Source organism: Pseudoxanthomonas sp. P4_B2, assembly GCF_056402315.1.
The window spans coordinates 356,573-379,542 of record NZ_JBFUHQ010000001.1; the positions used below are offsets into that span (position 1 = coordinate 356,573).

Annotated in this window: 21 protein-coding genes and 2 tRNA genes; all 23 read left to right on the forward strand. The window is 63.4% G+C overall.

The window, feature by feature from the left end; all coding sequences use genetic code 11:
* The first annotated feature begins 37 nt into the window (after nucleotides 1–37).
* The 23 genes from secG to rpsO all read left to right on the forward strand — a co-directional run bounded on the left by secG (nucleotide 38) and on the right by rpsO (nucleotide 22,917).
* Nucleotides 38–541 carry a preprotein translocase subunit SecG gene (gene secG / locus AC1DTQ_RS01580; RefSeq protein ID WP_477847422.1) on the forward strand — a complete coding sequence of 168 codons (504 nt, stop codon included), beginning with the start codon at nucleotides 38–40 and terminating at the stop codon, nucleotides 539–541.
* Nucleotides 542–591: 50 nt separating this feature from the next.
* Nucleotides 592–676: transfer RNA gene (locus tag AC1DTQ_RS01585), tRNA-Leu, on the forward strand.
* A gap of 125 nt (nucleotides 677–801) precedes the next feature.
* On the forward strand, nucleotides 802–1,158 hold the full coding sequence (locus AC1DTQ_RS01590) for an NADH-quinone oxidoreductase subunit A (RefSeq protein WP_093280427.1): 357 nt from the start codon (nucleotides 802–804) through the stop codon (nucleotides 1,156–1,158).
* 4 nt (nucleotides 1,159–1,162) lie between these two features.
* A complete protein-coding gene (locus AC1DTQ_RS01595) occupies nucleotides 1,163–1,717 on the forward strand; it encodes a NuoB/complex I 20 kDa subunit family protein (RefSeq protein WP_310090289.1) in 555 nt (184 codons plus the stop codon).
* A 47-nt stretch (nucleotides 1,718–1,764) separates the two neighbouring features.
* The gene (locus AC1DTQ_RS01600) at nucleotides 1,765–2,493 is read left to right on the forward strand and encodes an NADH-quinone oxidoreductase subunit C (RefSeq protein WP_477847423.1); all 729 of its coding nucleotides are present in this window, start codon (nucleotides 1,765–1,767) and stop codon (nucleotides 2,491–2,493) included.
* Nucleotides 2,490–3,794 (forward strand): NADH-quinone oxidoreductase subunit D, encoded by a 1,305-nt coding sequence (locus AC1DTQ_RS01605; protein WP_477847425.1) that lies wholly within the window; start codon nucleotides 2,490–2,492, stop codon nucleotides 3,792–3,794. Before AC1DTQ_RS01600 ends, AC1DTQ_RS01605 begins: the two co-directional genes overlap by 4 nt.
* A complete protein-coding gene (nuoE, locus tag AC1DTQ_RS01610) occupies nucleotides 3,791–4,318 on the forward strand; it encodes an NADH-quinone oxidoreductase subunit NuoE (RefSeq protein WP_477847426.1) in 528 nt (175 codons plus the stop codon). Before AC1DTQ_RS01605 ends, nuoE begins: the two co-directional genes overlap by 4 nt.
* A 4-nt stretch (nucleotides 4,319–4,322) precedes the next feature.
* The gene (gene nuoF, locus AC1DTQ_RS01615; protein WP_477847427.1) at nucleotides 4,323–5,681 is read left to right on the forward strand and encodes an NADH-quinone oxidoreductase subunit NuoF; all 1,359 of its coding nucleotides are present in this window, start codon (nucleotides 4,323–4,325) and stop codon (nucleotides 5,679–5,681) included.
* The gene (nuoG, locus tag AC1DTQ_RS01620) at nucleotides 5,678–7,930 is read left to right on the forward strand and encodes an NADH-quinone oxidoreductase subunit NuoG (RefSeq protein WP_477847428.1); all 2,253 of its coding nucleotides are present in this window, start codon (nucleotides 5,678–5,680) and stop codon (nucleotides 7,928–7,930) included. Before nuoF ends, nuoG begins: the two co-directional genes overlap by 4 nt.
* A complete protein-coding gene (gene nuoH / locus AC1DTQ_RS01625) occupies nucleotides 7,927–9,018 on the forward strand; it encodes an NADH-quinone oxidoreductase subunit NuoH (protein ID WP_477847430.1) in 1,092 nt (363 codons plus the stop codon). The genes nuoG and nuoH overlap by 4 nt, the downstream gene beginning before the upstream one ends.
* Nucleotides 9,019–9,021: 3 nt before the next feature.
* Nucleotides 9,022–9,510: an NADH-quinone oxidoreductase subunit NuoI gene (gene nuoI / locus AC1DTQ_RS01630; protein ID WP_477847431.1), complete on the forward strand. Its 489-nt coding sequence runs from the start codon at nucleotides 9,022–9,024 to the stop codon at nucleotides 9,508–9,510.
* A 7-nt stretch (nucleotides 9,511–9,517) separates the two neighbouring features.
* A complete protein-coding gene (locus tag AC1DTQ_RS01635; protein ID WP_477847433.1) occupies nucleotides 9,518–10,174 on the forward strand; it encodes an NADH-quinone oxidoreductase subunit J in 657 nt (218 codons plus the stop codon).
* Nucleotides 10,171–10,476 (forward strand): NADH-quinone oxidoreductase subunit NuoK, encoded by a 306-nt coding sequence (gene nuoK, locus AC1DTQ_RS01640; protein WP_310090299.1) that lies wholly within the window; start codon nucleotides 10,171–10,173, stop codon nucleotides 10,474–10,476. The genes AC1DTQ_RS01635 and nuoK overlap by 4 nt, the downstream gene beginning before the upstream one ends.
* A gap of 16 nt (nucleotides 10,477–10,492) precedes the next feature.
* A complete protein-coding gene (gene nuoL / locus AC1DTQ_RS01645) occupies nucleotides 10,493–12,604 on the forward strand; it encodes an NADH-quinone oxidoreductase subunit L (protein WP_477848341.1) in 2,112 nt (703 codons plus the stop codon).
* Nucleotides 12,605–12,638: 34 nt separating this feature from the next.
* Nucleotides 12,639–14,150 (forward strand): NADH-quinone oxidoreductase subunit M, encoded by a 1,512-nt coding sequence (locus AC1DTQ_RS01650; RefSeq protein ID WP_477847435.1) that lies wholly within the window; start codon nucleotides 12,639–12,641, stop codon nucleotides 14,148–14,150.
* A gap of 9 nt (nucleotides 14,151–14,159) precedes the next feature.
* Nucleotides 14,160–15,611: an NADH-quinone oxidoreductase subunit NuoN gene (nuoN, locus tag AC1DTQ_RS01655; protein WP_477847436.1), complete on the forward strand. Its 1,452-nt coding sequence runs from the start codon at nucleotides 14,160–14,162 to the stop codon at nucleotides 15,609–15,611.
* A gap of 59 nt (nucleotides 15,612–15,670) precedes the next feature.
* Nucleotides 15,671–15,747: transfer RNA gene (locus AC1DTQ_RS01660), tRNA-Met, on the forward strand.
* Between the two features lie 197 nt (nucleotides 15,748–15,944).
* On the forward strand, nucleotides 15,945–16,634 hold the full coding sequence (rimP, locus tag AC1DTQ_RS01665; protein WP_477847437.1) for a ribosome maturation factor RimP: 690 nt from the start codon (nucleotides 15,945–15,947) through the stop codon (nucleotides 16,632–16,634).
* Nucleotides 16,635–16,637: 3 nt separating this feature from the next.
* Nucleotides 16,638–18,149 carry a transcription termination factor NusA gene (nusA, locus tag AC1DTQ_RS01670; protein WP_310090302.1) on the forward strand — a complete coding sequence of 504 codons (1,512 nt, stop codon included), beginning with the start codon at nucleotides 16,638–16,640 and terminating at the stop codon, nucleotides 18,147–18,149.
* A gap of 129 nt (nucleotides 18,150–18,278) precedes the next feature.
* On the forward strand, nucleotides 18,279–20,903 hold the full coding sequence (gene infB / locus AC1DTQ_RS01675; RefSeq protein WP_477847438.1) for a translation initiation factor IF-2: 2,625 nt from the start codon (nucleotides 18,279–18,281) through the stop codon (nucleotides 20,901–20,903).
* 83 nt (nucleotides 20,904–20,986) lie between these two features.
* Nucleotides 20,987–21,355, forward strand: coding sequence for a 30S ribosome-binding factor RbfA (gene rbfA / locus AC1DTQ_RS01680; protein ID WP_477847440.1), 369 nt, complete (start codon nucleotides 20,987–20,989; stop codon nucleotides 21,353–21,355).
* Nucleotides 21,356–21,517: 162 nt separating this feature from the next.
* Complete coding sequence (truB, locus tag AC1DTQ_RS01685) at nucleotides 21,518–22,477, forward strand: tRNA pseudouridine(55) synthase TruB (RefSeq protein ID WP_477848342.1); 960 nt, start codon at nucleotides 21,518–21,520, stop codon at nucleotides 22,475–22,477.
* A gap of 179 nt (nucleotides 22,478–22,656) precedes the next feature.
* A complete protein-coding gene (rpsO, locus tag AC1DTQ_RS01690; RefSeq protein ID WP_093280407.1) occupies nucleotides 22,657–22,917 on the forward strand; it encodes a 30S ribosomal protein S15 in 261 nt (86 codons plus the stop codon).
* The last annotated feature ends 53 nt before the right edge of the window (nucleotides 22,918–22,970 follow it).

Sequence of the window (22,970 nt, forward strand, 5' to 3'; positions counted from 1 at the left end):
CCCGGCTCTTTTTTTCAAATTCGATCGAGATCCAGAAATGTTGATGTTGACCCTCAATGTGATCTACGTGCTGGTGGCCATTGCGATCATCGCAATGGTGCTGATGCAACGTGGCAGCGGCGCGGCCGCGGGTTCCGGCTTCGGTGCCGGCGCTTCCGGCACCGTGTTCGGCGCGCGTGGCGCGTCCAACTTCCTGTCCAAGAGCACCAAGTGGCTGGCCGTCGTGTTCTTCGGCATCAGCCTGTTCATGGCTTGGCAGGCGTCGCATAGCGCACGTCCGGTGGTGCAGCAGAATCTCGGCATCATGGCCGAGCAACCTGCGCCTGCCGCCGCCGCGGGCGAACTGTCGAAACCGTCGCAGTCTCCGTCGACGGTGCCGAGCGCGCCGATCGTAGCGCCCAGCACGACGCCTTCCTCCGTGCCGTCGGCACCGGCTTCTTCCGCACCGATCGAATCGGTTCCGGTGGAAGTTCCGGCAGTGAAGGAAACCGCACCGTCGACGCCAGCGCAGCCGCCCGTAACACCGCCGCAAGGCGGCTGAAGACGGTTACAATAGTTTCCGCGCTCGGGCTTGCCCAAGCGCATACGTTTGCCCAGGTGGCGGAATTGGTAGACGCACTACCTTGAGGTGGTAGCGGCGAAAGTCGTAGGGGTTCGAGTCCCCTCTTGGGCACCAAGATGCGAATTCTTCTCAAAGCCCCGCGCACCAGACGCGCGGACTCGTGAGGGAAAACGCGAATCCGGCGGAACCCGCGCGCACACCGGCGCGCATTCCGCAGGCCAACCAACCGAGGACCACGCGTGCTGGCCGAATACCTGCCGACCCTGTTGTTCCTGATCGTCGCTACCGGCATCGGCGTTTCGCTGATGGTGATAGGACGGTTCCTCGGTCCCCGTCGTCCCGATGCGCAGAAACTCTCGCCCTACGAGTGCGGCTTCGAGGCCTTCGAGGACGCGCGCATGAAGTTCGACGTGCGCTACTACCTGATCGCCATCCAGTTCATCGTCTTCGATCTGGAAATCATCTTCATCGTGCCCTGGACCCTGGTTTGGCAGGAGCTGGGCGCGCGCGCACTGGTCACCATGGGCCTGTTCGTGGGCATGCTGTTCCTCGGTTTCATTTACGTCTGGAAGAAAGGAGCCCTGGAATGGGAGTGATCGCATGAGCGTCCTGGGAACCATCGATCGCCTGATGACCAACCCGATCCCGGAAGGGCGGGTCGACGACATCCTGCGGCCCGACGGCGAAAACCCGCTGCTGGAAAAAGGCTACGTGACCACCAGCGTCGATGCGCTGATGAACTGGGCGCGCACCGGTTCGATGTGGCCGATGACCTTCGGCCTGGCCTGCTGCGCGGTGGAAATGATGCACGCCGGCGCCTCGCGCCTGGATCTGGACCGCTACGGCGTTGTGTTCCGCCCGTCGCCGCGCCAATCCGACGTGATGATCGTGGCCGGCACGCTGGTCAACAAGATGGCGCCGGCGCTGCGCAAGGTCTACGACCAGATGCCGGAACCCAAATGGGTCATCTCGATGGGCAGCTGCGCCAACGGCGGCGGCTACTACCACTATTCGTATTCGGTGGTGCGCGGCTGCGACCGTATCGTGCCGGTGGACGTGTACGTGCCGGGTTGCCCGCCGACCGCCGAAGCGCTGGTCTACGGCATCTTGCAGCTGCAGAAGAAAATCTGGCGCACGCAGACGATTGCCCGTTGAAGAGCCCCACCCGCTGATCCCTTAACTCAAGAGCACGCCACGCCCCCATGGCCGAGCAAGCTGCAACCTACATCGAACAACTGCAGGCGCGTTTTCCGGACGCGATCCTCAGCATTGCCGAAGCCCGCGGTGAAGTGACGCTGGAAGTGCCGTCGGAGACGTGGCATGCCGCTTGCCTGTCCCTGCGAGACGATTTCGGCTTCGAGCAACTCGTCGACTTGTGCGGCGTCGATTACCTGGGTTACGGCAGCGACGAGTGGGAAACCGCCAACGTCTCTTCCGAGGGTTTCAGCCGCGGCGTCGAACTGGGTTTCGGTCCGGGACGCTTCACCTGGGAAAACCGTCCGCACGGAGAAGGCCCCGTGCACCGTTTCGCCACCGTGGCCCACCTGCGTTCCTACCGGCACAACCGCCTGCTGCGCGTGCGTTGCTATGCCGCCAACGACGAACTGCCGATGGTGGCCTCGGTCACCGACATCTGGCCCGGCGCCAACTGGTTCGAGCGCGAAGCGTTCGATCTGTTCGGCATCCTCTATCAGGGCCACCCGGACCTGCGCCGCATCCTCACCGATTACGGTTTCGTCGGGCATCCGTTCCGCAAGGACTTCCCGCTGATCGGCAACGTGGAAGTGCGCTACGACGAAGAGAAGAAACGCGTGATCTACGAACCGGTGACTTCGGTGGAACCCCGCGTCGGTGTGCCGCGCGTGATTCGCGACGATGCGCGCTATGCGACCGCCGCAGGGGAAGCTGCCTCGAGGGAGTCCGCCAAGTGACCGTCCAGCAATCCGGCATCTCTTTCGCCAGCAATGCTGCCGAAAGCCGGCAGGAAATTCGCAACTACACGCTGAACTTCGGTCCGCAGCATCCGGCCGCGCACGGCGTGCTGCGCCTGATCTTGGAAATGGACGGCGAAACCGTGGTGCGCGCCGATCCGCATATCGGGCTGCTGCACCGTGGCACCGAGAAGCTGGCCGAGAGCAAGCCGTTCAACCAGTCGATCGGCTACATGGATCGTCTTGATTACGTGTCCATGATGTGCAACGAGCACGCCTACGTGCTTGCGATCGAACGGCTGATGGGCATCCAGGCGCCGGAACGCGCCCAGTACATCCGCACCATGTTCGACGAGATCACGCGCATCTTGAACCACCTGATGTGGGTGGGATCCAACGGCCTCGATCTGGGCGCGATGGCGGTGATGCTGTACGCCTTCCGCGAGCGCGAAGAGCTGATGGACTGCTACGAAGCGGTCAGTGGCGCGCGCATGCATGCCACTTACTACCGTCCTGGTGGCGTCTATCGCGACCTGCCGGACCACATGCCCAAGTACAAGGAATCGCCCTGGCGCAAAGGCAAGGCGCTGAAGCGCTTCAACGCCGCGCGCGAAGGTACGTTGCTGGATTTCATCGAAGATTTCACCAACGAATTCCCCAAGCGCGTAGACGAATACGAAACCCTGCTCACCGACAACCGCATCTGGAAGCAGCGCACCGTCGGCATCGGCGTAATCACGCCGGACGAAGCGCGTGCCTGGGGCATGACCGGCGCGATGCTGCGCGGTTCGGGCATCGCCTGGGACCTGCGCAAGAAGCAGCCATACGCGAAGTACGACACGGTCGATTTCGAGATTCCGGTCGGCACCAACGGCGATTGCTACGACCGTTATCTAGTCCGTATGGCCGAAATGCGCCAGTCCAACCGCATCATCGCCCAGTGCGTTAAGTGGCTGAAGGCCAATCCGGGTCCGGTGATGGTGCAGAACTTCAAAGTGGCGCCGCCGTCGCGCGAGGAAATGAAGGACGACATGGAAGCGCTGATCCATCACTTCAAGCTTTTCAGCGAAGGCTATTGCGTGCCTGCCGGCGAAACCTACGCCGCGGTCGAAGCGCCAAAGGGCGAATTCGGCTGCTATCTCGTTTCCGATGGCGCCAACAAGCCGTTCCGCGTGCATTTGCGTGCGCCGGGCTTCGCCCATCTATCGTCGATGGACCATGTCGTCAGCGGGCATATGCTGCCGGACGTCGTGGCGATGATCGGCACCTACGATCTCGTTTTTGGTGAGGTGGACCGATGAGGGCCACGGGTAATTTCGAAGCGGCGCGCAATGTCGATCCGCTGCTGGCGTTGAACGACAAGACGCGCGCGCATATCGACCACTGGTTGGCCAAGTTTCCGCCGGACCGCAAGCGTTCGGCCGTGCTGCAGGGCTTGCACGCAGCGCAGGAACAGAACCAGGGCTGGCTCAGCGACGAGTTGATCGTCGCCGTGGCCAAGTATCTGGACCTGCCGCCGGTTTGGGCGTACGAGGTCGCCAGCTTCTACTCGATGTTCGAAACCAAGAAGGTCGGCCGCAACAACGTCGCCTTCTGCACCAACATCAGCTGCTGGTTGAACGGCGCCGAGGACCTGGTCGCGCATGCGGAGAAGAAGCTCGGCTGCAAGCTGGGCGAATCCACCGCCGACGGCCGCGTCTACCTGAAGCGCGAAGAAGAGTGCGTGGCCGCCTGCTGCGGCGCGCCGGTGGTCGTCATCAATGGCCACTACCACGAGAAGCTCACGCCCGCGAAGGTGGACGAACTGCTGGACGGGTTGGAATAAGCGCATGGCACATCATCCCCACGCCTCCGAGGGCTACGGCCCGGTCGGCCCCGCACCGAAAGAGCATCAGGTGGTCTACACCACGCTGCATTTCGACAAGCCGTGGTCGTACGAAAACTATCTGAAGACCGGCGGCTATAGCGCGCTGCGCAAGATCATCGAAGAGAAGATCGCGCCGGCCGACGTGGTCGAAATGGTCAAGCAGTCCGGCCTGCGCGGCCGCGGCGGCGCAGGCTTCCCGACCGGCCTGAAGTGGAGCTTCATGCCCAAGGGCGACATGCAGAAGTACATCCTCTGCAATTCCGACGAATCCGAGCCGGGCACCGCCAAGGATCGCGACATCCTGCGCTACAACCCGCATTCGGTGATCGAAGGCATGGCCATCGCCTGCTACGCGACCGGTTCCAGCGCCGCTTACAACTATCTGCGCGGCGAGTTCCACCACGAGCCTTTCGAACACCTGGAAGAAGCCACCGCCGAAGCCTACAAACACGGCTGGTTGGGCAAGAACGTGCTCGGATCGGGCATCGACATCGAGATCTACAACGCTCTGGGCGCAGGCGCTTACATCTGCGGCGAAGAAACCGCGCTGATGGAATCGCTGGAGGGCAAGAAAGGCCAGCCGCGCTTCAAGCCGCCGTTCCCGGCCAATTTCGGTCTGTACGGCAAGCCGACCACCATCAACAACACCGAAACTTATGCGTCGGTGCCGGCGATCATCCGCAACGGCGCCGAGTGGTTCCTCAATCTAGGCAAGCCGAACAATGGCGGCCCGAAGATTTTCTCGGTCTCCGGCCATGTCGCGCGTCCTGGCAATTACGAAATCCGTCTGGGCACGCCGTTCTCCGAATTGCTGGAAATGGCCGGCGGCATCCGCAACGGGCACAAGCTGAAGGCGGTGATTCCGGGCGGTTCGTCGATGCCGGTATTGCCAGGCGAAACCATGATGGGCCTGACCATGGACTACGACAGCATCCAGAAAGCGGGCTCCGGCCTGGGCTCGGGCGCAGTCATCGTCATGGACGAAACCACTTGCATGGTGCGTGCCTGCCAGCGCATCGCGCGTTTCTATTACGCTGAGTCATGCGGCCAGTGCACGCCGTGCCGCGAAGGCACCGGCTGGATGTACCGCATGATCACGCGCGTGGTGGAAGGCAAGGCCACGCTGGAAGACTTGAATACGCTGAAGGCTTCGGCGGGCCAGATCGAGGGCCACACCATCTGCGCGTTCGGCGAGGCGGCGGCGTGGCCGGTGCAGGGCATGTTGCGGCATTACTGGAACGAGTTCGAATATTTCATCCTCAACGGCCGTTCCATCGTCGACGAGAAGCTTGAGCGTGTTGTCGAGGAGCGCGCCGCATGAGCGCACAGCCCGTCAATCCGAATCTGGCGCCCGATCACGTCACCGTCTTCATCGACGGCGTCGAACTGGCTGCGCCCAAGGGTTCGATGATCATCCAGGCCGCCGACAAGGCCGGCATTCCGATTCCGCGTTTCTGCTACCACGACAAGTTGGCCATCGCCGCCAACTGCCGCATGTGCCTGGTGGAAGTGGAGAAGATGCCCAAGCCGGCACCGGCCTGCGCCACGCCGGTGATGGACGGCATGAAGATCGCCACCCGCAGCGACAAAGCGTTGAAGTCGCAGCGCAACGTGATGGAATTCCTGCTGATCAACCATCCGCTGGATTGCCCGATCTGCGATCAGGGCGGTGAATGCGAGCTGCAGGACCTGTCGCTGGGTTACGGCCGCTCGGTCAGCCGCTTCCAGGAACGCAAACGTGTGGTGCCGGACGAGGACATCGGCCCGCTGGTCGCCACCGAGATGACCCGCTGCATCCAGTGCACGCGCTGCGTCCGTTTCACCGCCGATATCGCCGGTACTTACGAGCTGGGCGGCATGTACCGCGGCGAGAACCTGCAGATCGGCACCTACGATGGCAAGCCGCTGACCACCGAATTGTCCGGCAACGTCGTCGACGTGTGTCCGGTTGGCGCGCTGACCAACAAGGTATTCCAGTTCCGCGCGCGTCCGTGGGAACTGATCGCGCGCGAATCGATCGGCTATCACGATGCGATGGGTTCCAACCTGTTCCTGCACGTGCGCCGCGGCGAAGTGCTGCGCACCGTGCCGCGCGACAACGAAGCGGTCAACGAATGCTGGCTGTCCGACCGCGACCGCTATTCGCACCAGGGCCTGTACGCCGAGGACCGTGCGGTCAGGCCGATGCTGAAAGTGGGCGACAGCGGTACCGATAGCGATTGGAAGGAAGTGTCCTGGGCCGAAGGCCTGGCCGCCGCCGCCGAAATCCTGCGCGCCCACCAGGGCGACGATCTGGGCGTGCTCGCGCATCCGGCGACCCCGAACGACGAAGGCAGCTTGCTGGCCCGATTGGCCGAAGGCCTGGGTAGCGGCAACCTGGATCACCGCATCTTCAATCGCGATTTCTCCGATGGCGCGGTGGCCGAACCGTTCGCCACCCCGCTGGCGGAAATCGAGCAGGCCGACGTCGTCGTCCTGCTCGGCACCAATATCCGCCATGAACTGCCGTTGCTGCATCAGCGCATCCGCAAGGGCAACCAGAACCGCAAGACCAAGGTGTATGCGGTCAATCCGGTCGACTTCGATTTCGCTTTCTCGCTCGCCGGCAAGCGCATCGTGCCGCCGTCGAAGTTCGTCGATGCGTTGAACGATTCCGCGTTGCTGGACGCGGTGAAAGGCGCCAGCCGCCCGGTATTGATCGTCGGCGCGCTGGCCGAGAACCATCCGCAGGCCGCGTCGATCCGCGCTGCCGCCAAGGCATTCGCCGCCGCCACCGGCGCTTCGCTGTGCCGTATTCCGCAGGGCGCCAACGCCGTCGGTCTGGTACGCAATGGCGTGTTGCCTGCCAGACGTGATGTCGCCGGCATGTTCGCCGAGCCGCGTGCGGCCTATGTGATCTACGGTATCGAACCGGGCCTGGATTTCGCCGACGGCGCCGCTGCACAGAAGGCATTGAAGGCGGCCAAAGTCGTGGCTTTCAGCCATTTCGCCTGCAAGTCGACTCGCAATGTGGCCGACGTGATTCTTCCGATCGGCGCGCTGCCGGAAATCGAAGCGACCTTGACCAATCTGGACGGCGTCGATCAGCGCACCCAAGCCGGCGGCAAGCTGCCGGGTGAAGCGCGCGAAGGCTGGAAGGTATTGCGCGCACTCGGCGGCGAACTGCAGTTGCCTGCGTTCGAGTTCACCGATCTTGCCGGCGCGCGCGTTGCCGGTGCTGCTTCGACACCTACTGCGATCGCGAAATCTCCTGCGCCTTCACCCGCTTCTGAAGGGCTTGAAGTGGCGGCAAGCGCTGCGATCTATCGCACCGACGGCGTCGTGCGCCGTGCCGAGGCGTTGCAGGCGCATCCGCTCAACGTTTCGCCGCGTATCACCCTGAATCCCGAAGATGCCGAAGCTGCGAGTCTGACGGAAGGGGGCGTCGCCAAGGTCGGCGCACCCGATGGCACGGCCACCTTGCCGGTCTTCGTCGACGCGCGCGTGGCGCGTGGCGCGGCCTGGATCGAAAGCGGACATGGCGCTACCGCGCCGCTGGGCGCCGGACGCGTGACGGTGGTGCGCGCATGAACGAGCTTCTGTTGAACGCCATCGATCCCCTGCGCGAATGGTTCTTCGGGCTGGGCGGTTTCGGCGTGGTGCTGTGGATCGTGCTGAAGATCCTGTTGATCGCGGTACCGGTGATCGTCGCGGTCGCCTTTTACGTGGTCTGGGAACGCAAGCTGATCGGCTGGATGCACGTGCGCCACGGGCCGATGTACGTGGGCATGGGCATCTTCCAGGCCTTCGCCGACGTGTTCAAGCTGCTGTTCAAGGAAGTCCTGATGCCCGCCAAGGCTCAGAAGACCATGTACATCCTTGGACCGCTGATCACGCTGGCTCCGGCTTTCGCCGCGTGGGCCGTGGTGCCTTTCGACGCGAAACTGGTGCTTTCCAACGCCAACGCGGGCCTGTTGTATCTGCTGGCGATGACCTCGCTGGGCGTGTACGGCATCATCATCGCGGGCTGGGCGTCGAACTCGAAATACGCCTTCCTGGGCGCGATGCGTTCGGCCGCGCAGGTGGTCAGCTACGAAATCGCGATGGGCTTCGCCCTAGTCGGCGTACTGATCGCCGCGGGCAGCATGAACCTGAGCGACATCGTGATGGCGCAGGCCGGCAACAACGGTCCGTTCGAATGGTTCTGGCTGCCGCTATTCCCGTTGTTCATCGTCTACTGGGTATCCGGCGTGGCCGAAACCAATCGCGCGCCGTTCGACGTGACCGAGGGCGAATCGGAAATCGTCGCCGGACACATGGTGGAATATTCGGGCGCGGCGTTCTCGCTGTTCTTCCTGGCCGAATACGCCAACATGATCCTGGTCAGCTTCCTGGTGTCGCTGTTCTTCATGGGCGGCTGGCTGAGCCCGCTGCAGGGCTGGAACCCGGGCGACGTGTCGCCCTGGGTGAACTGGATCTGGCAAGGCGGCTGGCCGTGGCTGCTGCTGAAGGTGGGTTTCTTCGCCAGCGCGTTCATCTGGTTCCGCGCCAGTTTCCCGCGCTACCGCTACGACCAGATCATGCGTCTGGGTTGGAAGGTGTTCATCCCGCTGACCATCGCCTGGATCGCGGTCACTGCGTTGATGGTGTTCTTTGGTGTGTTCGAGAAGGGCGTCTGAGTAATGAATAAAGTTGCCCACTACTTCAAGAGCCTGATGCTGCTGGAGCTTATGCAGGGACTTTGGCTGACCTTGAAGTACACCTTCAAGCCGAAGTACACGGTGATGTACCCGATGGAGAAGTTCCCGCAGTCGCCGCGCTTCCGCGGACTGCACGCGTTGCGCCGCTACCCGAACGGCGAGGAACGCTGCATCGCCTGCAAGCTGTGCGAAGCGGTGTGTCCGGCGCTGGCCATCACCATCGATTCGGAAAAGCGCGAGGACGGCACCCGCCGCACCACGCGCTACGACATCGACCTGTTCAAGTGCATCTACTGCGGTTTTTGCGAGGAAAGCTGCCCAGTGGATTCCATCGTGGAAACCCACATCCTGGAGTACCACTTCGAAAACCGTGGCGAGAACATCGTCACCAAGCCGCAGTTGCTGGCGATCGGGGACCGGTTCGAAACCGAGATCGCCGAGCGCCGCGCTGCCGACGCCGCCTTTCGCTGAGGTCACGATGGATCTGTTGCTCGCTTCCTTCTACGCATTCGCAGCCGTCGCGGTCGTCGCCGCCGGCGGCGTGATCAGCGTACGCAACCCGGTGCATGCGGTGCTGTGCCTGATCCTGACGTTCTTCTCCATCGCCTGCATCTGGCTGCTGGTGGGCGCGGAGTTCCTGGGCGTGGCGCTGATCCTGGTCTACGTAGGCGCGGTGATGGTGCTGTTCCTGTTCGTGGTGATGATGCTGGATATCGATATCGTCAAGCTCCGCGAGGGTTGGGTGCGTTACCTGCCGGTCGGTTTGTTGGTGGCGGTGGTCATGCTGTTGGAGATCCTGGCCTTGATCGGATTCAAGGCCAAGCTGGTCACGCCGTACGCGGCCAACGCGGCATCGGAAGCGGCGGATGTCTCCAACACGGCATGGCTGGCGCGCACGCTGTTCACCAAGTTCCTGCTGCCGTTCGAATTCGCCGCGGTGATCCTGACCGTGGCGGTGATCGCGGCGGTGATGCTGACCTTGCGCAAACGCGAAGGCAGCAAGACCCAGAATCCGGCCGAACAATCACGGGTCAAAGCCGCCGATCGCCTGCGCATGGTCGATGTGGCGGTGGAAAACCCGGTGCGCGAGACCCTGATCGTGCCGCCGCCGGCCGAACCGGAGGTTAAGCCATGATCGCTCTGGGCCATTTGCTCGCGCTCGGCGCGGTGCTGTTCTGCATCAGCGTCGCCGGCATCTTCCTCAACCGCAAGAACATCATCGTGCTGCTGATGTCGATCGAGCTCATGCTGCTGGCGGTGAACATCAATTTCATCGCCTTTTCGCGCCAGTTCGGCGATCCCGACGGGCAGATCTTCGTGTTCTTCATCCTGACCGTGGCCGCTGCGGAAGCCGCGATCGGTCTGGCCATTCTGGTCACCCTGTTCCGTACCCGGCGCACGATCAACGTGACCGAAGTCGATACCTTGAAAGGCTGATGCACCGATGACGGGTCTGGAAATCATCATCTCCAAGAACGTGCTGCTGGCGATCGTACTAGCGCCATTGCTGGGAAGCATCGTGGCCGGCCTGTTCGGGCGCCAGGTGGGCCGCGCAGGCGCACATTGGGTCACCATCCTGGGTGTGGCGGTCAGCTGCGCATTGTCGGGCTGGGTGCTTTACCAGTTGGTCGGGGGCGCAGCGCCGTTCAACGAGAACGTCTATACCTTCTTCCAGATCGGCAACTATTCCGGGCATGTCGGTTTCATGATCGACAAGCTGACCGCGATGATGATGGTGGTGGTGACCTTCGTCTCGCTGCTGGTGCATGTCTACACCATCGGCTACATGGCCGACGATCCGGGTTACCAGCGGTTCTTCAGCTACATCTCGTTGTTCACCTTCTCCATGCTGATGCTGGTGATGAGCAACAACTTCCTGCAGTTGTTCTTCGGCTGGGAAGCGGTGGGCCTAGTGTCGTACTTGCTGATCGGTTTCTGGTTCAAGCGTCCTAGCGCGATCTTCGCCAATCTCAAGGCCTTCCTGGTCAACCGCGTCGGCGATTTCGGCTTTCTGCTGGGCATCGCGGCGGTGCTGTTCTGGTTCGGCACGCTGGATTACGCCACGGTGTTCGCCAATGCGCCGATGCTGAAAGGCGTCACCGCGCAGGTGATCGCCGGGCATCCGTGGAGCGTGGCCACGATCATCTGCATCTGCCTGTTCATCGGCGCGATGGGCAAATCCGCGCAGGTGCCGCTGCATGTCTGGCTACCGGACTCGATGGAAGGCCCGACGCCGATTTCGGCGCTGATCCACGCCGCGACCATGGTCACCGCCGGCATCTTCATGGTGGCGCGCATGTCGCCGCTGTTCGAAATGTCGGAGACGGCGCTCAACTTCGTCTTGTTCATCGGCGCCACCACGGCCTTCTTCACCGGCCTGATCGGCATCGTGCAGAACGACATCAAGCGCGTGGTCGCTTATTCCACGCTGTCGCAGCTGGGCTACATGACGGTGGCGCTGGGCGTGTCGGCGTATTCGGCCGCGATCTTCCACCTGATGACCCACGCCTTCTTCAAGGCGCTGCTGTTCCTGGGCGCGGGCTCGGTGATCATCGCCCTGCACCATGAGCAGGACATGCGCAAGATGGGCGGTCTGCGCAAGTACATGCCGATCACCTTCATCACCATGTGGATCGGCACGCTGGCGCTGGTGGGTACGCCATTCTTCTCAGGCTTCTATTCGAAGGACACCATCATCGAAGCCGCGGCGCACCACGCGCACGAAGCCAACAACTGGATCGCCACCTACGGCTACTGGGCGGTGCTGGGTGGCGTGTTCGTGACCAGCTTCTACAGCTTCCGCCTGCTGTACCTGACCTTCCACGGCAAGGAGCGCTTCCGTGATGCTCACGACGACCATGGCCACGGCCACGCGGCGCATGCGCATGACGACCACGCGCACGATGATCATGGTCATGGCGCCCATGAGCCCCATGAATCTCCGTGGGTCGTGACCGTTCCGTTGATTCTCCTGGCGATTCCTTCCGTAGCGATCGGCTTCTTCACCATCGGTCCCATGCTGTTCGGCACCGACTGGATGGGCCATCACGCGGCGTCTTCGGTCCCTGGACAGGCGCTCACCTTCTTCAGTGGCGCGATCGATTTCATGGACCCGGCGCGCGACACGGTGATGGCGCTGAAGGAAGAGTTCCACGGCCCAGTGGAATTCGTCGTGCACGGCCTGAAGACCCCGCCGTTCTGGCTGGCGCTGGCGGGCTTCCTGGCGGCGACAGGGTTGTACGTCTTCGCGTCGCCGGAACTGCCGGCGCGCATGCGCCACAGCAAGGTCGGTGCCTTCCTGGCCAATATCCTCGACAAGAAATACTGGATGGACACCTTGTGGATCGGCGGTTTCGCCGGCGGCGGCGTGGCCTTGGGCGATCTGTCGCGCGCCATCGACAGCAAGGTGATCGATGGCGTGGCGGTCAACGGCAGCGCCAAGCTGGTCGACATGGCAGCCAATCTGTTGCGACGCACCCAATCGGGTTTCCTCTACCACTACGCCTTCGCGATGATCCTCGGCCTGATTGCACTCCTGGCCGTACTCATCCGGTTTTGGCAATGAACGCCGCGGCGTTGAACTGACGGATTAAGAACACGTGTCGAACTGGCCTTTATTGAGTGTATTGATCTGGCTGCCCATGCTGGGCGGCGCGCTGATCCTCGCGCTGGGCAATGCCCGCCCGAGCGCCGCGCGCTGGACCGCGTTGGGCGTGGCGCTGCTGACCTTCGTGGCCAGCATCGGCCTGCTGACCGGTATAAATTCGGCCGATCCGGGCATGCAGTTCGTCGAAGCGCACGCCTGGATTCCGGCTTACGACATCGGCTACAACCTGGGCGCCGACGGCATTTCCATCGCTCTGATCGTGCTGACCACGCTGACCACCGCGCTGGCGCTGATCGGCGCATGGACGGTGATCGAGAAACGCGTCAGTCAGTACGTGGCGGCCTTCCTGTTCCTGGAAGGCATGATGATCGGCGTGTTCTGCGCCACTGACGCGATGCTGTTCTACGTATTTTTCGAGGCCATGCTGATCCCGATGTTCCTGATCATCGGCGTCTGGGGCGGGCCGCGCCGCATCTACGCTTCGGTCAAGTTCTTCCTGTACACCTTCCTCGGCTCGGTGCTGATGCTGGTGGGATTGATCTATCTGTATCTGAAAGGCGGCAGCTTCCAGTTCGCGGACCTGTACCAGTTGTCGCTCAACGCCAAGGAGCAGACCTGGCTGTTTTTCGCCTTCCTAGTCGCCTTCGCGGTCAAGGTGCCGATGTTCCCGGTGCACACTTGGTTGCCTGACGCGCACGTGGAGGCGCCGACCGCCGGTTCGGTGATCCTGGCGGCGATCATGCTGAAGATCGGCGGCTACGGTTTCCTGCGATTCACCCTGCCGATCCTTCCCGACGCCGGCCACGAATGGGCCTGGCTGGTGATCGCGCTATCGCTGATCGGCGTTGTCTACGTGGGTCTGGTGGCGCTGGTGCAAGACGATATGAAGAAGCTGATCGCTTATTCGTCGGTCTCGCACATGGGCTTCGTGACGCTGGGCATCTTCGTCGCATTCGGTCTCATCCGCGATTACGGCAACCTGGACGGCGCTCGTCTGGGCCTGCAGGGCGCGATGGTGCAGATGATCTCGCACGGCTTCGTTTCCGGCGCCATGTTCTCCTGCGTGGGCGTGCTGTACGACCGGATGCATACGCGCATGATCCGCGACTACGGCGGCGTGGCCAACGTGATGCCGTGGTTCGCGCTGCTGTTCGTATTCTTCGGCATGGCCAACGCCGGTCTGCCGGGCACCAGCGGTTTCGTCGGCGAATTCATGGTCATCGTGGCCAGCTTCCAGAAGCATCCCTATCTTGCGCTGACCGCGGCCTCTACCTTGATCATCGGCGCGGCCTACACGTTGTGGTTGGTGAAGCGCGTGATGTATGGCGAAGTGGCTAACGCACACGTGGCGGAAATGAAGGACCTCAACGGTCGGGAAATACTGGTGCTGGGTGTGTTCGCCTTGGGCGTGCTGGCGATCGGCGTCTGGCCGAAGCCGCTGACCGACCTCATGGAGCCGTCGATCGCACAACTGGCGATGCAGCTCGCCAACAGCAAGCTGTAAGGAAGAATGATGACCACGCCGACGTTATCCGCCGCCACCGCCGACCTGATGCCGCTGCTGCCCGAGCTGGTGCTGATCGGGGGCGCTTTCGCGCTGCTGATGCTGGACTTGTTTCTGGACGCCAATCGCCGCGTGATCACTCACGCCCTGGCGTTGGCTTTGCTGGCCGGCGTGCTGGCGATGATCGCCTGCGGCACGGGCGGGCAGGGCACCGTGTTCGGCGGCATGTTCGTGCGCGATGTGATGGCCGATGTCAGCAAGGTGGTGATCCTGGGAGTCAGCGCGCTGTCGCTGCTCTATGCCTGGCCGTACCTGCGCGAGCGCAAACTCTATCCGGGCGAAGTGCCGGTGCTCATCTTGTTCGCCACGGCCGGCATGATGATGCTGGTGTCGGCGGGCAACATGGTCCTGGTCTACCTGGGGCTGGAATTGCTGGCGCTGTGTTCCTATGCGCTGGTTGCGCTGGACCGCGACAACGGTCTTTCCACCGAAGCGGGCATGAAGTACATCGTGCTCGGCTCGCTCGCTTCGGGGTTGCTGCTGTACGGCATGTCGTTGGTCTATGGCGCGACCGGCACGTTGGACCTCGCCGGTATCCACGCTGCCTCCGATCAGGTCGCCGACAAGGCCCTGTTGCTGACCGGCGTCGTGTTCCTGGTCGCCGGACTGGCGTTCAAGCTGGGCGCTGCTCCTTTTCATATGTGGCTGCCCGACGTTTATCAGGGCGCGCCGACGCCGATAACTTTATTCATCAGCGCTGGTCCCAAGCTCGCCGCCTTCGGCATGGCCTATCGGCTGCTGGAAAACGGCGTGGGCCCGATGTCCGAGCAGTGGCACCTGATGCTCGCCGGGCTCGCCGCCGCTTCGCTGGTGATCGGCAACGTGATCGCCATCGCGCAGACCAACCTCAAGCGCATGCTGGCCTATTCGACGGTCTCGCACGTGGGTTTCCTGCTGTTGGGTCTGGCCGGCGGCGAAGCGCGCGGTTATGCGGCCTCGCTGTTCTACGGCATCAGCTACGCGGTGATGTCGGCCGCGGCGTTCGGCGCCATCATCGTGTTGTCGCGTCAAGGTTTCGAAGCCGACAAGATCGACGACTTCAAGGGCCTGAATGCGCGGAATCCATGGCAGGCCGGATTGGTGTTGTGCGTGATGGCTTCGCTGGCCGGCGTACCGCCTTTCCTGGGTTTCTGGGCCAAGCTGGTGGTGCTGGGCGCGGCACTGGAGGGAGGGTTGGTGTGGCTGGCCGTGCTGGGCGTCGTCTGCGCTGTGATCGGCGGTTACTACTATCTGCGCGTGATCAAGGTGATGTACTTCGATGAGCCCGTCGGCGAGCTTCCGCCGGTGCGAGGCGACCGCGTGGTTCCGGTGGTGTTCGGCGTCAATGCGCTGGCGCTGCTGGTGCTGGGAATCTTCTGGAATCCGATCATGGCGTGGTGCCAGCAGGCCTTCGCTGGCTGAACCTCGCGGCGATGCGGGCTTGCAATAAAAGGTTCGAGTCACCATAATTCCGCTTCTGATGCGGGGTGGAGCAGTCTGGCAGCTCGTCGGGCTCATAACCCGAAGGTCGCAGGTTCAAATCCTGCCCCCGCTACCAAGCTTTTCGGTTCGATGGAAAGTCTCTTGCAGAGGCTTTTTTACCGACCAAGGCCTGGGCTAGTGAAGGCGAATGTTCCCGCCTCCACACCGGAATCCAGCAGTATCGGACAAGGGGCCCATCAGGGCCCTTTGTTGTTTCCGGGCCGTCACTTTTTGGGCCGTTACTTTTTCTCCCTTTTGGCAAACCGTCATCACGTGAGCGACAAGGCAAAACAAATCGCGAACCTGCTGTCCCCCACAGTGCAGGCCCTGGGCCTGGAGTTGCTGGGCGCCGAGTACCTGCCCGCGCCGGGCAGCGCCACCTTGCGCCTGTATATCGACGTGACCGAGGCCGAGCTGGCCACGCGTGTGGTCAATATCGAGGATTGCGAAGCGGTGAGCCGCGAGGTTTCCGCCCAGCTCGATGTCGAGGATCCGATCACCGGCAACTACACGCTGGAAGTATCCTCACCCGGTATCGAGCGCCCTTTGTTTACGCTGGCGCAGTTCGCCCGTCACCAGGGCGAGTCGGCCAAGGTGGTGCTGCGATTGCCGCAGGACGGGCGCCGCCGACTGCAGGGCCAGATCGTCCGCATCGAGGGCGGCAATATCGTGTTTCAAGTCGACAACGCCGAGATGACCGTGGCGTTCGAGAACGTGGACAAGGCCAGAATCATGCCCGACTGGGTGGCGCTGGGTTTCGCGCCGCAGCCTAAGAAAGCCGGCCCGGCCAAGCCGGCTGCGGCCAACGCGGCAACGAAGAAGACAGCGCCAGTGAAGAAGGCGGCGAAGAAAGCGACCAAGAAAAAACCGGCCAGGAAATCGGCTTCCAAGAAACCGGCCCCCAAGCAACCGGGCCAGGCAAAACCCAACCAACCGGCGGCCAAGCGGCCGCGCGCGGAGTAAACGATGAGTAAGGAATTGTTGCTGGTAGTGGATGCGGTCGCCAACGAAAAGGGCGTGCCGCGCGAAGTGATCTTCGATGCCATCGAGGCCGCGCTGGCGTCGGCGGCGAAGAAGCGCTATCCAGACCAGGAAGTGCTGACCCGCGTGACCATCGACCACAAGACCGGCGAGTACGAGACTTTCCGCCGCTGGGAAGTGGTGGCCGACGACGTGGTCATGGAGTCCCCCGACTTCCAGATCCGTCTGATGGACGCCCTGGACGAAAGCGATGGCGCCGAAGTGGGCGACTACGTGGAAGAACAGATCGAGAACCCCGATTTCGGACGCATCGCCGCGCAGGCCGCCAAGCAGGTCATCGTGCAGCGCGTGCGCGAGGCCGAGCGCGCCCAGGTCGTGGACGCATGGAAGGACCGCATCGGCGAGCTGGTCACCGGCATCGTCAAGCGCGCCGAACGCGGCAATATCTACGTGGACCTGGGCGGCAACGCCGAAGCCTTCATCCCCAAAGACAAGGGCATCCCGCGCGACACCCTGCGCGCCGGCGACCGCGTGCGCGGCTACCTGTTCGACGTGCGCACCGAGCCGCGCGGCCCGCAGCTGTTCATCAGCCGCGCCGCCCCGGAATTCATGATCGAACTGTTCAAGCTGGAAGTGCCGGAAGTGGGCCAAGGTCTGGTCGAGATCAAGGCCTGCGCACGCGACCCCGGCGACCGCGCCAAGATCGCGGTGCTGGCGCACGACACCCGCACCGACCCTATCGGCGCCTGTATCGGCATGCGCGGTTCGCGCGTGCAGGCGGTTTCCAACGAGCTCAATGGCGAGCGCGTGGACATCGTGCTGTGGAACGACAGCGCCGCCAATTTCGTCATCAACGCGATGGCGCCGGCGGAAGTGCAGTCGATCATCGTCGATGAAGAAAAGCACTCCATGGATCTGGCCGTGGCTGAAGATCGCCTGGCCCAGGCCATCGGCAAGGGCGGCCAGAACGTACGCCTGGCCAGCCGCCTGACCGGTTGGCAGCTGAATGTGATGACCCAGGATCAGGTCTCGGCCAAGTCCGAGGCCGAGCAGGCAGTCGCCCGTCAGCTGTTCGTGGACAAGCTCGAGGTGGACGAGGAAATCGCGGCCATCCTGGTGGCTGAAGGCTTCAACACGGTCGAGGAAATCGCCTACGTGCCGGTCGGCGAGCTGTTGGCGGTGGAGGGCTTCGACGAGGATATCGTCGAGGAACTGCGCGCCCGTGCCCGCGACGCGTTGCTCAACGAGGCCCTGGCCGAGGAAGAGGAAGTCGACGAGAACCAGCCGGCGGAAGACCTGCTGGCCCTGGAAGGCATGGACGATGAAACCGCCTATGCGCTGGCCGGGCATGGCGTGCGCACCAGCGAGGATCTTTCCGACCTGAGCACGGACGAGATCGTCGAATTCGGCATCGAAGGGCTGGACGAGGATCGCGCCAAGGCGCTGATCCTGGCGGCCCGCGCCGAGGAGATTGCTCGTCTGGAGCGTGGCGAATGAATGCCACGCTGGCACGTCTGGAATGCGGCGAATGAGCCGGCAATGAACGCCGCCCTGCAGAATACAGGGCTAGAATCCGCGTTCCCTTCGCAATAGGCGGGGGACGCATACGAAGGTCACAGGATCCGAATGACGCAGCAAACCACCATCCGCAAGCTTGCCGAACTGGTCAATACGCCGGTCGAGAAACTGCTTGAGCAACTGGCCGAGGCCGGCATGAGCTTCAGCGGTCCCGATCAGCCTGTGACCAGCACCGAGAAGATGAAACTGCTCGGCTTCCTGCGCCGCACCCATGGCAAGGCCGACAAGCCCGCCGAGGACGACGCTGCGCCGAAGAAGATCACGCTCAATCGCCGCAAGGTGCAGGAAGTGACGGTCGCCGCCGGCCGCACCAAGACCACGGTCAACGTGGAAGTGCGCCAGAAGCGCACCTACATCAAGAGCGATGAGGTCGAAGCGCCGCCCAGCGACGAGCGCGCTGATGCGCTGCGCAAGCTGCAGGAATCCAACCAGCGCAATCTGGAAGAACAGCAGCGCTTGGCCGAGACCGACAAGAAACGCGCCGATGAGCGCGAGCGTCTGCGCCTGGAAGAAGAGGCGGTACGCCTCAAGGCCGAAGCCGAACGCCTGCAGGCCGAAGCCGAAGCAGTCGCCGCCGCCACCGGCGTTGCGTCCACCGACGACGATACCACCACCGCGCGACCGGCCAAGCCCAGCGGACACCATGTGCCCAAGCCGCCGGTGCGCAAGGATCCGCCGCGGGTCGACGACCGCAACGCCACTCCCGCCAGCAAGCACAAGACCCGCGGCTCGCACGCGATGGTCGCCGGTGTGGAAGACGACGACAGCACCCAGCGTTTCGCGGGGCAGCTGCATCTTTCCGCCGCCGATCGCGCCCGCCGCACGACCACCCGCGGCAAGCCCAAGCCGCGCCGTCAGGAACAATCGCGTGGCGGCACCGGCACCCATGGCTTCGAGCGTCCGACCGCACCGGTCGTGCGCGACGTGGCCATCGGCGAGACCATCACCGTGGCCGACCTGGCGCAGAAGCTCGCGCTCAAGGGCGGCGACGTGGTCAAGGCGCTGTTCAAGATGGGCGTCATGGCAACCATCACCCAGAGCATCGACCACGACACCGCCGCGCTGGTGACCGAAGAACTCGGCCACAACGTGGTGCGCGCCGACAGCGGCGACGTCGAGGACCACCTGATCGCCCACAGCGAAACCGACCAGGGCGAGCAATCGCCGCGTCCACCGGTGGTCACCATCATGGGTCACGTCGATCACGGCAAGACCTCGCTGCTGGATTACATCCGCCGCACCAAAGTCGCCAATAGCGAAGCCGGCGGCATCACCCAGCACATCGGCGCGTACCACGTCGAAACCGGCAAGGGCGTCATCAGCTTCCTGGATACGCCGGGCCATGCCGCCTTCACCCAGATGCGCGCCCGCGGCGCCAAGCTCACCGACATCGTGGTGCTGGTGGTGGCCGCCGACGACGGCGTCATGCCGCAGACCATCGAAGCGGTGAAGCTGGCCAAGGCGGCCAACGTGCCGCTGATCGTGGCGGTCAACAAGATGGACAAGAGCGATGCCGATCCGGGTCGCGTGAAGAACGAGTTCCTGACCCACGACGTGGTGGCGGAAGAGTTCGGCGGCGACACACAGTTTGTCGAGGTCTCGGCCAAGACTGGCGCCGGCGTCGACAACCTGCTGGATTCGATCCTGTTGCAGGCCGAAGTGCTGGAGCTGAAGGCTGCGCCCACAGGCCGCGCCAGTGGCGTGGTCATCGAGTCTTCGCTGGACAAGGGCCGTGGCCCCGTCGCCACAGTGCTCGTGCAACAGGGCCAGCTGAAGAAGGGCGATTATCTGGTCTGCGGTACCCAGTACGGACGCGTGCGCGCACTGTTCGACGAAACCGGCGGCCAACCGGCCGAAGCCGGTCCGTCGATTCCGGTGCAGGTGCTCGGCCTGTCGGGCGTGCCGGATGCGGGCGACGATTTCGTCGTCGTCGCCGACGAACGTCTGGCCAAGGACGTGGCCCAGCAGCGCGACATCAAGCGCCGCGAGTCGCGCCTGGTGCAGTCCGCCGGCAGCCGCATGGAAGACATCATGTCGCAGCTGGGCAAGGGCGAGGGCCAACTGGTCCTGAACCTGGTCATCAAGGCCGACGTACAGGGTTCGGTGGAAGCGCTGAAGCAGTCGCTGGTGGCGTTGTCCAACGACATGATCCGGATCAACATCATCCACTCCGGCGTGGGCGGCATCACCGAGTCCGACGCCAATTCGGCGCTGACCTCCAAGGCCACCATGATCGGCTTCAATGTCCGTGCCGATGCGGCCGCGCGCCGCATCGTCGAATCCAACGGCATCGATCTGCGCTACTTCTCGATCATCTACGACGTGATCGACCAGGTGAAGCAAGTGGCTTCCGGTCTGCTGGGCGTGGAGATCCGCGAAGAGATCATCGGTATCGCCGAAGTCCGCGACGTGTTCCGCAGTTCCAAGTTCGGCGCGGTCGCCGGTTGCATGGTCGTGGAGGGCACGGTCAAGCGCAACAAGCCGATCCGCGTGCTGCGCGACAGCACGGTGGTGTTCGAAGGCGAACTGGAATCGCTGCGCCGCTTCAAGGAAAACGTGGACGAAGTGCGCAACGGCACCGAGTGCGGCATCGGCGTGAAGCAGTACAACGATGTGCAGCCGGGCGACCAGATCGAGTGCTTCGAGCGCATCGAAGTGCAGCGCACGCTGTAACGGGTTCGTGGTTGTAGGGCGTCGGTTCCTGGAGCCTCTCCAGCAGCCGGCGACCTTCGACCCACAACCGGGAAGCTTTTCCAATGCCAATCAAATCATTCCACCGCAGCGACCGCGTTTCCGCCCAGCTCCGCCGCGAACTGGGCAAGCTGGTGCACGAGTTCGTGCGCGAACACGGCTTGCCGTCGGTTAGTGTGTCCGATGTGGAAGTCACCCGTGACCTGGCCCACGCCAAGGTGTTCGTCACCGCGTTGATGCAGGAGCGTTCGGCCGAAGCGGTGAAGGATCTGAAGGAGCTTTCGCCGCAGATTCGCTACCAGCTGGGCAAGGCGATGAAATTGCGCCACGTGCCCGAACTGCATTTCCACTACGACGATTCCGTGGACCGCGGCGAGCGCATCGAGAACCTGTTGCGCGATCTGCCGCCGCCGCCGGTGGACGAAGACGAGTGATGCTGTTCCTTCTCCCTCCGGGAGAAGGTGGCGCGCAGCGCCGGATGAGGGAGGGAGAATTCCGAGTCACGTAAGCTGCACTGCAACTGATAGTCCATTCCCTCATCCGCCCTCCGGGCACCTTCTCCCGGAGGGAGAAGGGAAGCTATGCTTCCCGCCGCCATGCAGCCCAAGGTCAAATTCCGCCGCCTCGACGGCATCCTGTTGCTGGATAAGCCGCAAGGGCTGAGCTCCAACCAGGCTTTGCAGCGGGCGCGTTTCCTGTTCCGCGCGCAGAAGGGCGGGCATACCGGCAGTCTGGATCCGCTGGCCACCGGCCTGTTGCCGCTGTGCTTCGGCGAGGCCACCAAAATCGCCGGCAATCTACTGGGCGCGCGCAAGGCCTACGACACGGTCGCGCGCCTGGGCATCACCACCGATACCGACGACGCCGAAGGCCAGCCGCTGCGCGAACGTCCGGTGCAGAAGTACACGCTGCCGCAGATCGACGCGGCGCTGCGCCAGCTCACCGGTCGCATCCAGCAACGTCCCCCCATTTATTCGGCCCTCAAGCGCGGCGGCGAACCGCTGTACGCCAAAGCCCGGCGTGGCGAGATCGTGGAAGTGGAACCGCGCGCGATCGAGGTCCACCGTTTCGAATTGCAGTCGGCTGCCGACCTGCTGGACGGCGACGAGCCGCTGCTGCGGCTGCAGGTGGAATGCGGTTCCGGCACCTATGTGCGCAGTCTGGTGCGCGACCTGGGCGAGCTGCTGGGCTGTGGCGCGCATGTGGTGGAGCTGCGCCGCCTGTGGGTGGAGCCGTTCCGCGAGCCGCGCATGTGGACGCTCGAGGCGCTGCAGGCCCTGGCCCAGCGCGACGAACGCAGTCTGGATGCCTGTCTGCTGCCGCTGGACGCCGGCCTGATCGGTTTCCGCCGCATCGACTTGACCGACGAGGCGGCCCGCCGCTTCAGCCAGGGCCAGCGTCTGCCGGGGATTCCCGGCTCCGTGGGGCCGTGCGCCGTCTATGCCGCCGACGGGCGGGTGCTGGGCCTGGCCCAGTTGGACGAGGGCAGGGTGTTGGCCCCGCAGCGCCTGTTCAACTGGCCCGAGCCGGCCGGAAATCCAGCGCCGGCGCAGTAAAACCTTGTTTTGCAAGGCTTCGGCGACTACAATGCCGCGGCCTTTTCGGCATCCTCGATCATCACTGATCGCACTCGCAACATCCCATCGTAAACGGCGAGTCCGCGGTGCGCACCGCATCCCTAATCCTGGGATCCAGCGCGTTCCTGCAGGCCACGCATCTCAAGAGAAAAAAGCACATGCCCATCGATACCCAGAAAGTCATTGAAGATAACAAGCGCGGTCCCGCCGACACCGGTTCCCCGGAAGTCCAGGTCGCCCTGATCACCGCCCGCATCGAACAGCTCAGCGGCCACTTCAAGACCCACAAGAAAGACCACCACAGCCGCCGTGGCCTGCTTCAGCTCGTGAACCGCCGCCGCAGCCTGCTCGACTATCTGAAAAAGAAGGACGGCGAGCGCTACAAGACCCTGATCGAGAAACTCGGCCTGCGTCGCTAAACCCAATACCGACCGCGGCGCAGTGATGCGCCGCGGTTTGCATTTCCGGGGCG